The sequence below is a fragment of the Streptomyces glaucescens genome, assembly GCF_002154375.1.
GTDB classification, from domain to species: domain Bacteria; phylum Actinomycetota; class Actinomycetes; order Streptomycetales; family Streptomycetaceae; genus Streptomyces; species Streptomyces glaucescens.
Genome location: NZ_MUND01000039.1, coordinates 1 through 13,613 on the forward strand (window position 1 = coordinate 1; position 13,613 = coordinate 13,613).

Genomic DNA, 13,613 nt, shown 5'->3' on the forward strand with positions numbered 1-13,613 from the left:
ATGCTGGACGCCTGCGCGCCGCACGCCCGCTGGATCGACGTGTTCTGCGAGCAGGGCGCCTTCGACGGCGACCAGGCCCGGGCGATCCTCACCGCGGGCCGGGCGAAGGGCCTGCACCCCCGGATCCACGCCAACCAGCTGTCCTACGGCCCCGGTGTGCAGCTCGCCGTCGAGCTGGACGCGGCCAGCGCCGACCACTGCACCCACCTGACGGACGCCGACGTCGACGCGCTCGCGAGCGGCCGTACGGTCGCCACCCTGCTGCCCGGCGCCGAGTTCTCCACCCGGGCCGAGTGGCCCGACGCCCGCCGTCTGCTGGACGCCGGAGCCACCGTGGCCCTGTCCACGGACTGCAACCCGGGCTCGTCCTTCACCTCGTCGGTCCCGTTCTGCATCGCCCTCGCCGTCCGGGACATGGGCATGACGCCGGACGAGGCGGTCTGGTCGGCCACTGCGGGCGGTGCCCAGGCCCTGCGCCGCACCGACATCGGCCGCATCACCCCGGGTGCCTACGCCGACCTGACCCTCCTCGACGCCCCGAGCCACGTCCACCTGGCCTACCGCCCGGGCGTGCCCCTGGTCGCCGGGGTGTGGCGGCGCGGCGTCCGCGTGGTCTGAGACACCCGGTGGCCCCGCGGCCGCCGGACCCCGTCACGGACCGGCACGCCACCGCTGGTCCGCCCGCCCCGTCTCCGGCAGCAGCGCCAGGCTCCCGCCGCCGGCCGGGGTCACCGCGTGATCCGGTGCGATCTCCGGGCGGACCACTCCGTGCCCGTCCACCGTGAACCGCAGGTTGCGGCCGTTGCGGCCGGTCACGGAGGAGCAGGTCCAGATCCCCACGCCCCGGTCCACCGATCCCCGGCTGTCCAGGCAGTACTCAGGATCGGCGGCCGACCGCAGCACCCCCCACCACGGGTCGACGCGCCAGATCTGGGTGCGGGCGGCGGAGCACGGGGTGGTGACGACGTCCGTGCCGTTGTCCATGACGCCGTCCCGGATGTCCAGGCACAGCCCGGAGGCGGCGTTCACCACCTGGGCGGAGGAACCACCGGGCGGACGGGCCGGGGGCGGCGTGGGTTTCCGGGTCGGCCGGGGCGGGCGCGACGGTCCGGGAGTGCGCGGCGGAGCCGCTGACGTGGCGGCCGGCGGTGAGGTGGCCGGCGGTGAGGTGGCCGGCGTCGGGGTCACCGTCCGGGTCGCGGTGGCCGTGATCGTCACCGGCGGCGGAGCGGCCGGGAGCGGCGGGACGCCCGTCGGACTCCGGTGACCTGCCACGGGCTCCGGCCCGCTGTTGTCCGGCGACAGCAGCAGAAGGAGCAGCAGCGGCGCCAGGGCCGCACCGAGGGCGGCAGAGGTCAGGGCCAGGCGGCGGGACGGCGGCCAGGGCGGTGCCGGGACCGGGACGGCGACCTCCCGTGCACGGGTGGCGTACGCCGTGCCCGCCCACGGCAGCAGCCCCTCCGCCAGCGCCGTGCCGGGCGAGTCACGCAGGTTCGACAGTTCCTCGTAGGCCGTCGCGCAGTGCGCGCACACCGCCCGGTGGGCGTCCAGATCGCGGCTGGGGCGGGGCGAGGGGGGCCGTACGGCCTCCTCGATGAGCCGTCGGAACGCCCGGCAGCTCGGGTTGTCGGAGGCGGCGAGGCGGGTTTCCAGGCAGGCCCGGCCCAGCTCCGTGAGGGCAGCGTCCCGGCCGTGGGCGACCTCCTGGGCGGAGACGCCGAGCAGGGTCGCGGTCGTCTCGTCGTCCTCCCGCTCGACGACCGCGTACCAGAGGAGGCCCCGGGTGCGGGGCGGCAGTGAGCGGAACGCGCCCAGCAGGGGCGGGACCGGGCCGCCGGGGCCCGCCATGCGCTGGACGAGGAGCAGACCGGGGTCGAGTCCCGCGGAGCGTTCACCGGTGGCCCATTCCCCGGCCAGCCGGGCGGTCAGCAGCAGCAGCCGGTGCCGCCAGGGCAGGACCGGGCCGGTGCCCCGGGCCGCCTCGCGGGCGGCCACGGCGAAGGCGTGCGCGGCGAGCTGGCGGGCCGTCGACTCGCCCGCGGCGCAGAGCCGCGCGTAGGCGAGGACGGACTCCCGGTGGCGGGCACGCAGTTCCCGCAGGGCCGGGTACGCGCGCGCGGTGGCGCCGCGCAGCAGTTCCGTGAGCCGTGCGTCGGACGCCCCCGCGTGGTCGTGGCCCGGCTCCATCCGCCGCCTCCTCGCAGCCGTCCGACCCGCCGGCGTCCTGACCTACCGGCGGGTATGACGGCTCATAGTGGAGGAAGGGGACCCGCGGGGAAAGAGTTTCCGCGGGTAACCGGGAGAGCGGGCCCCTTCCGGGGCGGTCACTCCTCGACCGTCAGCCCCTTGCGCAGCCGCCCCAGCGTCCGCGACAGCAGCCGCGACACGTGCATCTGCGAGATTCCCAGCTCCTCGCCGATCTCGGACTGGGTCATCCCGGCGACGAACCGCAGCGAGAGGATCGTCCGGTCGCGGGGCGCCAGCTCGGCGATCAGCGGCTTCAGGGACTCGACGTACTCGATGCCTTCGAGCCCGTGGTCCTCGTAGCCGATGCGGTCCGCGAGCGCGCCCTCGGTGTCGTCCTCCTCGGGCTGGGCGTCCAGCGAGGAGGCGGTGTACGCGTTGGACGCGGCCATGCCCTCGACGACCTCTTCGGGCGAGATGCCGAGCCGTTCGGCCAGTTCGGCGACGGTGGGGGAGCGGTCCAGCTGCTGGGCCAGCTCGTCACCGGCCTTGGCCAGGTCGAGCCGGAGTTCCTGGAGCCTGCGCGGGACGCGCACGGACCACGAGGTGTCGCGGAAGAACCGCTTGATCTCGCCGATGATGGTTGGCATGGCGAAGGTCGGGAACTCGACGCCACGACTGAGTTCGAAGCGGTCGATCGCCTTGATCAGGCCGATCGTGCCGACCTGGATGATGTCCTCCATCGGCTCGCTGCGGGAGCGGAACCGGGAGGCGGCGAACTTGACCAGGGCGAGGTTGAGTTCGACGAGCGTGTTGCGGACGTACGAGTACTCGTGGGTGCCTTCCTCCAGCGACTCCAGCCGCTCGAAGAGGGTCTTCGACAGGGCCCGGGCGTCCTCGGGGGCCACTTCGTCGTACGGGGGGATCTCCGGGAGTCCGGTGAGGGCGCCGTCGGGGGCGATGGGATCCAGATGTTCCGGAAGGGGTGCCGACGTCGCCTGATGGGTATGCGAGGCGTCGAGCCGGGGTGACATGATGTCCTCCATCGTTCTCGGCATATGGCTGCCGAAGCCAGTACGTGCACTGCGGTGTGCGGCGCCTCCAAAGCCGGCCGTGTCGGGTACGTGTCCTTACTAGCCCTACCCGCTACCCCGAGCCGACCGCAAGTGCAATACGTGGTACAATGTCCGTTTTACTCGAATGTTCGGCTGTTGAAGAGTGTGGGGAAGGCGTAGTGTTCGAGGGCGAACTCAGTCAGCAGCCACGACCTCGGGAGAGAGACGGCATGGACCACGGGACGGTCGGCAGCGCACAGTCGGGCCGGCTTCTGGTGGAGGTGCGGGAAGCGGGCTCCAGTGCCGTTGTGACTCCGGCGGGTGAGCTCGATCACCACACCGCCGACCTGTTGCGCGAACCACTGGAGGAATGCCTCGCCAAGGGCTTCAGTCGGTTGGTCGTGGACTGCTCACGGCTGGAGTTCTGCGACTCCACAGGGCTGAACGTGCTGCTCGGTGCCCGCCTGAAGGCGGAGGCCGCGGGCGGCGGAGTGCACCTCGCCGCGATGCAGCCGGTAGTGGCGCGCGTCTTCGAGATCACCGGTGCCGAGGCGGTCTTCACCGTCCACGACACCCTCGAGGCCGCGCTGACGGGCGCCGGTGACGACGGCTGAGCTCCGATCGTGCCCAGACGGTGTCTGAAGTGTGCCGAAAACGGGTGCGTACGGTGCGCGCCGAAAAGAAGGGGTGTCCCTCCGGTCCGGTCGGGCAGGAGACACTCTGGTTCGGCGCTCGTAAGGAATTCTTAAATCGTGAATTGGTGAATCGGTGAGGTGAAGCGCTGATGAGCACCACCCGGCCCTACCCGCCGGGCGACCGCGGCCCGGAGCCCAGCGGCGCTTCCGGGGCGTCGGTGGGGGCATCGGAGGGCGGCCGCGTGCCCGTCTCTTCGCAGGGACGTCAGGTTCGCAGGCTCAGCCTGGCCGGTGCGGCCGGGGTCGTGCCCATGGCCCGGGATTTCGCCCGCCAGGCGCTGTACGCCTGGGGCTGGCTGCCGGCCGAGAGCGCGGACCAGCGGGCCGCCGCGGAGGACGTACTGCTCGTCGTCTCCGAGCTGGTCACCAACGCCTGCCTGCATGCCGAGGGTCCCGACGAGATGGGGATCTCCTGCGACAACAAGGTGATCCGGATCGAGGTCACCGACCGGGGCACCGGCCAGCCCGCCCCGCGCACCCCGCACCGCGCGGGCCGGCCCGGCGGCCACGGAATGTTCATCGTGCAGCGGCTCTGCCTCGACTGGGGCGTCGTGCGCACGCCGGGGGTCGCCGGCAAGACCGTCTGGGCGGAGCTGGGCGCTCCGGCGTAGCCCGCCCGGCCGAGCGCACCGTGTGAGCGGACCGCCTGGGCGCCGCGATGCGCGGGCGGTTCGGCGGCCGCGCGTCGTCCCGTCCCGGTCGCGCCGCTCCCCGCATCCCCTGAGAAAGCGCTTCACACCGCCGCCTCGCTGCGTTTCTGACCCGCGTCGGTCCCCGTTCCCCGCGTCCCCGACGGCTCGACGACCACGGCGAAGGGCCACCGCGTCGGCCGACGCGGTGGCCCTTCATCCGAGCCCGGGAGCTACGTCAGCGGACGTCGCCCATGAGCTGCTTGACGTTCTTGCGGTACATCCACACCGCGACACCGGCGAGCACCGCGAGGGCGGCCTCGGCGGCCACGACGCCGGTCTTGTTGAGGTCGACGCCGTAGGTGGACAGCAGACCGGTGACGGCGTCGCCCGCGGTGACCGCGAGGAACCAGACACCCATCATCTGCGAGGCGTACTTGGCCGGGGCCATCTTCGTGGTCACCGACAGGCCCACCGGGGAGAGCATCAGCTCACCGGTCGTCTGGCAGAAGTAGATCAGCACGATCCACCACGGCGACACCTTGCCGCCGTCCGCCGCCACCAGCGGCAGCAGGAAGACGAAGAAGGAGATGCCGACCAGGACCAGACCGCCCGCGAACTTGACGATCGTGCTCGGCTCCTTGCCGCGGCGGGCGAGCGCCAGCCAGATCGTGGCGAAGACCGGGGCCAGCGCCATCACCAGGACGGGGTTGACCGACTGGAACCAGGAGACCGGGAACTCCCAGCCGAAGACGTGGTTGTCGACGTGGTCGTTCGCGAAGATCGACAGGGTCGAGCCGCCCTGGTCGTAGATCATCCAGAAGACGGCGGCGGCGACGAAGAACCAGATGTAGCCGGAGACCTTGGACTGCTCGACGCCGGACAGCTCCTTGTCGCGCTTGATGCGCACCAGGACGGTGACCGGGACGACCAGGCCGATGACCATCAGCGGGACCATCACCCAGTTCAGGGTGTAGTGGCCGGTGGCGACGACGATCGTGTAGAAGACGGCCGCGATCAGCATCCAGATCATGGCCTTGCGCAGCGTGGAGTTGCGCTCCTCGGTGCTCAGCGGCTTCGGGACGACGCTGGAGCGGTCCGACAGGTTGCGGCTGCCGATCAGGAACTGGACCAGGCCGAGCGCCATGCCGAGCGCGGCCAGCGCGAAGCCGAGGTGCCAGTTGACCTTCTGGCCGACGGTGCCGATGATCAGCGGCGCGGCGAAGGCACCCAGGTTGATGCCCATGTAGAAGACCGTGAAGCCGCCGTCGCGGCGCGGGTCGCCCGGGCCGTCGTAGAGGTGGCCCACCATGGTCGAGATGTTGGACTTCAGCAGGCCGGAGCCGATGGCGACCAGCAGCAGGCCGAAGTAGAAGGTGCCCGCGGTGGGCAGCGCCAGGACCAGGTGGCCGGCCATGATGACCGAGCCCGCGATCGCGACCGTCTTGCGGGGGCCCCAGACGCGGTCACCGAACCAGCCGCCGGGCATCGCCAGCAGGTACACCGTCGAGACGTAGACGGAGTAGATGGCGATCGCCGTGCCGGCGTCCAGGCCGAGCCCCGCGGGGGCGACCAGGTACAGGGGGAGCAGTGCCCTCATGCCGTAGTAGGAGAAGCGCTCCCACATCTCGGTCATGAAGAGAGTGGCCAGTCCGCGGGGGTGGCCGAAGAAGGTCCTGTCGGAACCGGGGGTGCCCGGTCGGGCCGAGTCCTTCGTCAGGCTGGACGCCATGGTCGTTCCTTGCTGTCGGGACGCGCGGTTGGAGCGTTGCGCGCCCGGTGGGGGAGCCGGCACCGGCACGATCGGACCGTCCGCCCCACGCCCAGGGGCTGTCCGCTCCGGATCACGGAGCGGTGGACGGAGTCCACCGGGATCCACGCCCCGCGTGCGTCAGTGCGCGCGAGGCCCGGCCACAGGTCATTCCTTTCGAGGCCGGTCCAGAAATGGTCTAGACCAACCCGCACATAAAAGAGACCTTCAGCGTCAAGACGGCCGCCAAAGGTCACCGCGTGCTACAGGCGTTCAATCACCATACGGCAGGACACTGCCGGATATGGAAGGACTTGAGACGCGGATCACAGGTGTCGAGGGAACCGCACGGCCGGTTTCGAAGGTCCCTACCAGGATCGCACCTCTCGGATGCAGGTCCGTACCAAGTGGCCCCCAAGGTGAGAAACGGCCAAGACGCCGGTAAGAACCGAGCTGCCGATCACACTCCGTCTCTTGTCACGCTGGGACTACCATCAGCTCATGACCCGTGTACTGCTCGCCGAGGACGACGCGTCCATCTCGGAGCCGCTGGCCCGCGCGCTGCGCCGGGAGGGTTACGAGGTCGAGGTGCGTGAGGACGGACCCACCGCGCTGGACGCGGGCATCAAGGGCGGCGTCGACCTGGTCGTGCTGGACCTCGGTCTGCCCGGCATGGACGGCCTGGAGGTGGCCCGCAGGCTGCGTGCCGAAGGCCACACCGTGCCCATCCTCATCCTGACCGCCCGCGCGGACGAGGTGGACACCGTCGTCGGCCTGGACGCGGGCGCCGACGACTACGTCACCAAGCCGTTCCGTCTCGCCGAGCTGCTGGCCCGGGTCCGGGCCCTGCTGCGGCGCGGTTCCGCCGAACCCCAGCAGCCGCCCGCCACCCACGGCGTGCGCATCGACGTCGAGTCGCACCGCGCCTGGATGGGCGAGGAGGAGCTCCAGCTCACCGCGAAGGAGTTCGACCTGCTGCGGGTGCTGGTGCGCGACGCCGGCCGGGTCGTCACCCGCGACCAGCTGATGCGCGAGGTCTGGGACACCACCTGGTGGTCGTCGACCAAGACCCTCGACATGCACATCTCCTGGCTGCGCAAGAAGCTCGGGGACGACGCCGCCAACCCCCGGTACATCGCGACCGTCCGCGGTGTGGGCTTCCGCTTCGAGAAGAGCTGAGCCCGCCACGGTCCCCTGGGAAGCAGAACATGCGAAGTAGGACATGCGCCGCCGACTGATCCAGTCCACGCTCGCCGTGGTGCTCGTCGTGATCGCCGTGTTCGGCGTCTCCCTGGTCATCGTCGAGACCCGCACCATCAGCGAGAGCGCCCGGGAACGGGTGGAGTCCGAGGCGGTCCGGCTGGCCAGCATCGTGGACAGCCGCATCCTCGCCGCCGAGAAGATCACCCCCGATCTGCTGGGGGACCAGCTCGGCGGCGACCAGTACGCCGTCATCCGCATCCCCGGCCAGGCGCCGATCGAGATCGGCGAGAAGCCGGACGGCGACGTCATCGAGGCGACCCGCAGGGGCGAGGAGCGCGAGACGGTCACCGTCCAGGAGCCGCGCTCGGCCGTGTTCCGGGAGGTCGGCCGGACCCTGCTGATCATCGGCGCGGTGGCGCTGCTCGCCGTGATCGCCGCCGTCCTGCTGGCGCTGCGCCAGGCCGGCCGGCTCGCCTCGCCGCTCACCGACCTCGCCGAGACCGCCGAACGCCTCGGTTCCGGCGACCCGCGGCCCAAGCGCAAGCGGTACGGCGTCCCCGAGCTGGACCGGGTCGCCGACGTCCTGGACGCCTCCGCCGAGCGCATCGCACGGATGCTGACCGCCGAGCGCCGGCTCGCCGCCGACGCCTCCCACCAGCTGCGCACCCCGCTGACCGCGCTGTCGATGCGGCTGGAGGAGATCACCCTCACCGAGGACCTGAACACGGTGAAGGAGGAGGCGACCATCGCGCTCACCCAGGTGGAACGCCTGACGGACGTGGTGGAGCGGCTGCTGACCAACTCGCGCGACCCGCGCACCGGCTCCGCCGTCACCTTCGATCTCGACGAGGTCATCCAGCAGCAGCTCGCCGAGTGGCGTCCGGCCTACCGCCAGGCGGGGCGCGCGATCGTCAGCTCCGGCAAGCGGCACCTGATGGCGGTGGGCACCCCCGGCGCGGTGGCCCAGGTGCTGGCGGCGCTGATCGAGAACTCCCTGATGCACGGCGGCGGCACGGTCGCGCTGCGCACCCGGGTCACCGGCAACCAGGCCGTCATCGAGGTCACCGACGAGGGGCCCGGCGTCCCGGCCGACCTGGGGGCCCGGATCTTCGAGCGGGCGATCAGCGGCCGCAACTCCACCGGCATCGGCCTGGCCGTCGCCCGCGACCTGGCGGAGGCCGACGGGGGGAGGCTGGAGATGCTCCAGGCGTCACCGCCGGTCTTCGGCCTGTTCCTGTCGCGTACGCCGGTGCGGAAGCCGGAGGAGGACGAGCGGACGGTCCGCTAGCCGTCGGGAGCCGTCGGGGCGAGACGGAGAGGCGCCCGCCAGAGCTCGGCGCGCCGGACCTCGGCCCGCTAGACCTTGGCCCGCTGCCGGGCACGCTCGCGGTCGCGGGGCCGCTCGGTGTCCAGGAACGACTCGGGGTCGGCGGAGGCCGGCCGCACGGGCAGCGCCCGGAACACCCAGCTGCGGTAGGACCAGAAGCGGAACAGGGTGGCGACGGCGATGCCGAGGAACTTGAAGATGTTGCTCTGCAGCGGGCTGTCCCAGCCGAAGCCGTAGGTGGCGGTGTACAGCACACCGTTCTCGATGACCAGGCCGACCGCGCTGAACAGCAGGAACAGCGACATTTCGCGGGTACGGCCGCTCTTGTCGCGGTCCCGGTAGGTGAAGTAGCGGAAGCCGACGTAGTTGAAGGCGATCGCCACGATCGTCGCGATCACACTGGCCCGCACCACCTGGAGGTCGGTGACGTGCCGTACCAGGTTGAACACGGCGAGATTGACGAGCAGACCCGCCCCGCCGACCGCGCCGAACTTGGCGACCTCGCGCGTCAGCCGGCTGAGCCGCTGCCGCACGGTGCTGGGGGGCGCCGCGGGGAACCCCGAGGAATCACGTCCCATGGTCGTGAAAGCCCCCGTCCGTCGGTTTCGTCAACCCAGCCATGCTAACCATCCCCCTTCCGTGATCGCCTGTGGACGAGCGGGCGGGCCGCGGAAAGCCCGCCGACGGGCCGATAGGAACGGCGGAATCCGGCCGCCCTGGCGCGCCGGATACCCTGGGGGCGTGACGTTCCCGGTAGTCGGTATGGTCGGCGGGGGCCAGCTCGCTCGTATGACACACGAGGCGGGCATCCCGCTGGGCATCAAGTTCAAGCTTCTCAGTGACACCCCTCAGGATTCCGCGGCGCAGGTCGTGAGCGATGTCGTCATCGGCGACTACCGCGATCTCGACACGCTGCGCGAGTTCGCGCGCGGGTGCGATGTGATCACCTTCGACCACGAGCATGTGCCCACCGAGCACCTGCGGGCTCTGGAGGCGGACGGCATCCCCGTGCGCCCAGGGCCCGACGCGCTGGTGCACGCCCAGGACAAGGGCGTGATGCGGGCCAGGCTCGTCGAGATCGGCGTGCCGTGTCCACGCCACCGGATCGTGAGCGATCCGGACGACGTGGCGGCGTTCGCGGCGGAGGGCGGCGACGGTTTCCCGGTCGTCCTGAAGACCGTCCGCGGCGGCTACGACGGCAAGGGCGTGTGGGTGGTGGACTCCGTCGAGGAGGCCGCCGAGCCGTTCCGCGCCGGGGTGCCGGTGCTCGCCGAGGAGAAGGTCGACTTCGTCCGCGAGCTGGCCGCCAACGTGGTCCGCTCCCCGCACGGGCAGGCCGTCGCCTACCCGGTGGTCGAGTCCCGCCAGGTGAAGGGCGTGTGCGACACCGTCATCGCCCCGGCCCCCGACCTGGACGAGGCCCTGGCGCTCAAGGCCGAGGAGATGGCCCTGACGATCGCCAAGGAACTCGGCGTCGTCGGCCACCTCGCCGTCGAGCTGTTCCAGACCCGCGACGGCCGCATCCTCGTCAACGAGCTGGCGATGCGCCCGCACAACTCGGGCCACTGGTCGATGGACGGCGCGATCACCTCGCAGTTCGCCAACCACGTCCGCGCCGTGCTGGACCTGCCGCTGGGCGACCCGCGCCCGCGCGCCAAGTGGACCGTGATGGTCAACGTCCTCGGCGGCGACTTCCCGGACATGTACTCGGCGTACCTGCACTGCATGGCCCGCGACCCCCAGCTGAAGATCCACATGTACGGCAAGGACGTGAAGCCCGGCCGCAAGGTCGGCCACGTCAACACCTACGGCGACGACCTGGACGACGTGCTGGAGCGCGCCCGTCACGCAGCCGACTACCTGAGAGGCACGATCACCGAATGAGCACCGCCGCGGGCCCCGTCGTGGGCATCGTCATGGGGTCGGACAGCGACTGGCCCGTCATGGAGGCCGCCGCCAAGGCCCTCGACGAGTTCGAGATCGCCTACGAGGTCGACGTCGTCTCCGCGCACCGCATGCCGCGCGAGATGGTCGCGTACGGAGAGCAGGCCGCGGACCGCGGACTCAAGGTGATCATCGCCGGTGCGGGCGGCGCCGCCCACCTGCCCGGCATGCTCGCCTCCGTCACCCCGCTTCCGGTGATCGGCGTGCCGGTGCCCCTGAAGTACCTCGACGGCATGGACTCCCTGCTGTCGATCGTGCAGATGCCGGCCGGTGTCCCGGTCGCGACCGTCTCCGTCGCCGGTGCCCGCAACGCCGGTCTGCTCGCGGCCCGTATCCTCGCCGCGCACGACGAGGACCTGCTGGGGAAGATGCGCGACTTCCAGCAGGACCTCAACGACCAGGCCACCGAGAAGGGCAAGCGGCTGCGCGCCAAGGTCGAGGGCTCCGGCAACGGCTTCGGCTTCGGCAAGTGACGCGGAACTGACGGCAAGAGCGACACACGACCGACGGAGGGGACGGCGATGACCTCGCTGGAGGAGGCCCGGGAGCTGCTGCGCGCGTTCCCGGTGGTCGACGGGCACAACGATCTGCCCTGGGCGCTGCGCGAGCAGGTCCGCTACGACCTGGACGCCCGCGACATCGCCGTCCCCCAGGACGCGCACCTGCACACCGACCTCCCCCGGCTGCGCGCGGGCGGGGTCGGCGCGCAGTACTGGTCGGTGTACGTCCGCTCCGACCTGCCCGACCCGGTCACCGCGACGCTGGAGCAGATCGACTGCGTACGGCGGCTCATCGACCGGTACCCGGACGCGCTGCGCGCCGCGCTCACCGCGGCGGACCTGGAGGCGGCACGCGGCGAGGGCCGGATCGCCTCCCTGATGGGCGCGGAGGGCGGGCACTCCATCGCCAACTCGCTGGGCGCCCTGCGCGGCCTGTACGCGCTCGGCGTCCGCTATCTGACGCTCACCCACAACGACAACGTGGACTGGGCGGACTCCGCGACCGACGAGCCGGGCGTCGGCGGTCTGTCGGCGTTCGGCCGCGAGGTGGTCCGGGAGATGAACCGCCTCGGCATGCTGGTCGACCTCTCGCACGTGGCCGCCACCACCATGCGGGACGCGCTGGACACCAGCTCCGCGCCGGTGATCTTCTCCCACTCCTCCGCCCGCGCGGTCTGCGACCACCCCCGCAACATCCCGGACGACGTGCTGGAACGGCTGCCCGCCAACGGCGGCGTCGCGATGGTGACATTCGTGCCGAAGTTCGTGCTCCGGGCCGCCGTCGACTGGACGGCCGCCGCCGACGAGAACATGCGCGCCCACGGCTTCCACCACCTCGACACCACCCCCGAGGCGATGAAGGTGCACCGCGCCTTCGAGGAGCGCCACCCGCGCCCGGTCGCGACCGCCGCCACGGTCGCCGACCACCTGGACCACATGCGCGAGGTCGCGGGCATCGACCACCTCGGCATCGGCGGCGACTACGACGGCACCGCCTTCACCCCGAAGGGCCTGGACGACGTCTCCGGCTACCCGAACCTGATCGCCGAACTCCTCGACCGCGGCTGGTCGAAGACCGACCTGGCCAAGCTGACCTGGAAGAACGCGGTCCGCGTGCTGGGCGCGGCGGAGGACGTGGCCCGGCACCTCCAGGCCACCCGCGCCGCCTCTCACGCCACCATCGAGGCGCTGGACGCGGACTCGGACGGGGATGCGGGCCCGGACTCGGACCCGGTGAGCGTCGGGTAGTCGGTGTAGCCGGCCGGGCCGCCGACGTACATCAGATACCGGTCGCGCACCGGGTTGAGCGGCGCGCCGAGCCGCAGCCGGGCGACCAGGTCCGGGTTGGCGAGGAACGGCCGCCCGAGCGCGACCAGGTCCGCCCCGGCGGCCAGCAGCCGCTCCCCGGCCCGCCGTACCGCGTCGGTGGTCAGCTCCTTCAGTACGGGGTTGGCGATGAGCGTGCCGGGCCAGTCGGCGCGGATCCGCCGGAACACCGGGGAGTCCGGGTCGGCGTGCACGACGTGCAGATACGCCGGACCCAGGGGCCGCAGCGCCGCGACGAGCGCCGGGTAGAGGTCCTCGGTGTCGCCCTCCTCGATGCCGTTCACGGTGAGTCCGGGGGAGATCCGCACCCCCACCCGCTCGGCCCCGATCTCGGCGGCCACCGCCTCGACGACCTCCACCGCGAACCGGATCCGCCCGGCCACCGGGCCGCCGTAGGCGTCCGTGCGGCGGTTGGTGTTCCCGGCGAGGAACTGGTGCAGCAGATAGCCGTTCGCGGAGTGCACCTCGACGCCCTCGAACCCGGCGTCGAGCGCGCGGTGGGCCGCGGCGGCGAAGTCGGCGACGGTGGCGCGGATGTCGTCGGCGGTCATCTCCCGCGGCACGACGCCCGGCTGGTGCCCCTCCGCGGTGAAGACCGTGCCGGGCAGCGGGACGGGAGAGGGCGCGAGCGGGGTGTGACCGCTGGTCGCGGGGTGCCCGATCCGGCCGCCGTGCTGGAGCTGGAGGAACATCCGGCCGCCCGCGTCCCGCACCGCGTCGGTGACCTGCCGCCAGCCGGCCACATGCGACGGGGTGTGGAGGGCGGTGATGTCGGGGTACGTCTGCCCGACCGCGTTCGGGGTCGCGGCCTCGGCGACGATCAGGCCGGCGGTGGCGCGCTGGGCGTAGTACTCGGCCATCAGGGGGGTCGGGGTGCCGTCGGCGGCGGCCCTGTTCCGCGTCATGGGGGCCATCACCAGGCGGTTGGGGAGGGAGAGCCGGCCGAATCCGGCCGGTGCGAGGAGATCCGTCGTCTGTGTCATGACCGTACGCTAGAACC

At 71.8% G+C, this 13,613-nt stretch carries 13 protein-coding genes; 8 read left to right on the forward strand and 5 right to left on the reverse strand.

Features of this window, described 5'->3' with window-relative positions; genetic code table 11:
• On the forward strand, positions 1-618 hold a 618-nt coding region (locus tag CCN42_RS03050; RefSeq protein WP_143661840.1), incomplete at its 5' end, for an amidohydrolase family protein.
• Positions 619-651: 33 nt separating this feature from the next.
• Here the strand turns inward: CCN42_RS03050 and CCN42_RS03055 are convergent.
• Both CCN42_RS03055 and CCN42_RS03060 read right to left on the reverse strand, forming a co-directional pair.
• Positions 652-2,187 carry an RICIN domain-containing protein gene (locus CCN42_RS03055; protein ID WP_086732942.1) on the reverse strand — a complete coding sequence of 512 codons (1,536 nt, stop codon included), beginning with the start codon at positions 2,185-2,187 and terminating at the stop codon, positions 652-654.
• A 137-nt stretch (positions 2,188-2,324) separates the two neighbouring features.
• On the reverse strand, positions 2,325-3,230 hold the full coding sequence (locus tag CCN42_RS03060; RefSeq protein WP_169731393.1) for an RNA polymerase sigma factor SigF: 906 nt from the start codon (positions 3,228-3,230) through the stop codon (positions 2,325-2,327).
• A 239-nt stretch (positions 3,231-3,469) separates the two neighbouring features.
• Between CCN42_RS03060 and CCN42_RS03065 the strand changes: the two genes are divergently transcribed.
• Positions 3,470-3,853: an STAS domain-containing protein gene (locus tag CCN42_RS03065; RefSeq protein WP_086732943.1), complete on the forward strand. Its 384-nt coding sequence runs from the start codon at positions 3,470-3,472 to the stop codon at positions 3,851-3,853.
• Between the two features lie 170 nt (positions 3,854-4,023).
• A complete protein-coding gene (locus tag CCN42_RS03070) occupies positions 4,024-4,545 on the forward strand; it encodes an ATP-binding protein (RefSeq protein ID WP_086732944.1) in 522 nt (173 codons plus the stop codon).
• Positions 4,546-4,801: 256 nt separating this feature from the next.
• On the opposite strand, the gene CCN42_RS03075 is transcribed toward CCN42_RS03070, so the two are convergent.
• Positions 4,802-6,295, reverse strand: a complete 1,494-nt coding sequence (locus tag CCN42_RS03075; RefSeq protein ID WP_086732945.1) for a peptide MFS transporter — start codon at positions 6,293-6,295, stop codon at positions 4,802-4,804.
• A gap of 519 nt (positions 6,296-6,814) precedes the next feature.
• On the opposite strand from CCN42_RS03075, the gene CCN42_RS03080 reads away from it, so the two are divergent.
• Together CCN42_RS03080 and CCN42_RS03085 are read left to right on the forward strand one after the other, a co-directional pair.
• Positions 6,815-7,492, forward strand: a complete 678-nt coding sequence (locus CCN42_RS03080; RefSeq protein ID WP_086732946.1) for a response regulator transcription factor — start codon at positions 6,815-6,817, stop codon at positions 7,490-7,492.
• A 43-nt stretch (positions 7,493-7,535) separates the two neighbouring features.
• Positions 7,536-8,804: an ATP-binding protein gene (locus CCN42_RS03085; RefSeq protein ID WP_086169817.1), complete on the forward strand. Its 1,269-nt coding sequence runs from the start codon at positions 7,536-7,538 to the stop codon at positions 8,802-8,804.
• A 68-nt stretch (positions 8,805-8,872) separates the two neighbouring features.
• On the opposite strand, the gene CCN42_RS03090 is transcribed toward CCN42_RS03085, so the two are convergent.
• Positions 8,873-9,421, reverse strand: a complete 549-nt coding sequence (locus tag CCN42_RS03090) for a GtrA family protein (protein ID WP_086169816.1) — start codon at positions 9,419-9,421, stop codon at positions 8,873-8,875.
• A 163-nt stretch (positions 9,422-9,584) separates the two neighbouring features.
• On the opposite strand from CCN42_RS03090, the gene CCN42_RS03095 reads away from it, so the two are divergent.
• Genes CCN42_RS03095 through CCN42_RS03105 form a run of 3 tightly spaced genes read left to right on the forward strand, consistent with a single transcriptional unit; the run spans position 9,585 to position 12,535 of the window.
• Complete coding sequence (locus tag CCN42_RS03095; RefSeq protein ID WP_086732947.1) at positions 9,585-10,727, forward strand: 5-(carboxyamino)imidazole ribonucleotide synthase; 1,143 nt, start codon at positions 9,585-9,587, stop codon at positions 10,725-10,727.
• Positions 10,724-11,260, forward strand: a complete 537-nt coding sequence (gene purE, locus CCN42_RS03100; protein WP_086732948.1) for a 5-(carboxyamino)imidazole ribonucleotide mutase — start codon at positions 10,724-10,726, stop codon at positions 11,258-11,260. Before CCN42_RS03095 ends, purE begins: the two co-directional genes overlap by 4 nt.
• A gap of 48 nt (positions 11,261-11,308) precedes the next feature.
• Positions 11,309-12,535, forward strand: coding sequence for a dipeptidase (locus CCN42_RS03105; protein WP_086732949.1), 1,227 nt, complete (start codon positions 11,309-11,311; stop codon positions 12,533-12,535).
• Here the strand turns inward: CCN42_RS03105 and CCN42_RS03110 are convergent.
• Complete coding sequence (locus tag CCN42_RS03110) at positions 12,457-13,596, reverse strand: alkene reductase (protein ID WP_086732950.1); 1,140 nt, start codon at positions 13,594-13,596, stop codon at positions 12,457-12,459. The genes CCN42_RS03105 and CCN42_RS03110 overlap by 79 nt on opposite strands.
• Positions 13,597-13,613: the final 17 nt, after the last annotated feature.

Bases quoted from the DNA above. Each gene is read 5' to 3' on its own strand.
- CCN42_RS03055 (WP_086732942.1), bottom strand. From the start codon at position 2,187: ATGGAGCCGGGCCACGACCACGCGGGGGCGTCCGACGCACGGCTCACG.
- CCN42_RS03060 (WP_169731393.1), bottom strand. From the start codon at position 3,230: ATGGAGGACATCATGTCACCCCGGCTCGACGCCTCGCATACCCATCAG.
- CCN42_RS03065 (WP_086732943.1), top strand. From the start codon at position 3,470: ATGGACCACGGGACGGTCGGCAGCGCACAGTCGGGCCGGCTTCTGGTG.
- CCN42_RS03070 (WP_086732944.1), top strand. From the start codon at position 4,024: ATGAGCACCACCCGGCCCTACCCGCCGGGCGACCGCGGCCCGGAGCCC.
- CCN42_RS03075 (WP_086732945.1), bottom strand. From the start codon at position 6,295: ATGGCGTCCAGCCTGACGAAGGACTCGGCCCGACCGGGCACCCCCGGT.
- CCN42_RS03080 (WP_086732946.1), top strand. From the start codon at position 6,815: ATGACCCGTGTACTGCTCGCCGAGGACGACGCGTCCATCTCGGAGCCG.
- CCN42_RS03085 (WP_086169817.1), top strand. From the start codon at position 7,536: ATGCGCCGCCGACTGATCCAGTCCACGCTCGCCGTGGTGCTCGTCGTG.
- CCN42_RS03090 (WP_086169816.1), bottom strand. From the start codon at position 9,421: ATGGGACGTGATTCCTCGGGGTTCCCCGCGGCGCCCCCCAGCACCGTG.
- purE (WP_086732948.1), top strand. From the start codon at position 10,724: ATGAGCACCGCCGCGGGCCCCGTCGTGGGCATCGTCATGGGGTCGGAC.
- CCN42_RS03105 (WP_086732949.1), top strand. From the start codon at position 11,309: ATGACCTCGCTGGAGGAGGCCCGGGAGCTGCTGCGCGCGTTCCCGGTG.
- CCN42_RS03110 (WP_086732950.1), bottom strand. From the start codon at position 13,596: ATGACACAGACGACGGATCTCCTCGCACCGGCCGGATTCGGCCGGCTC.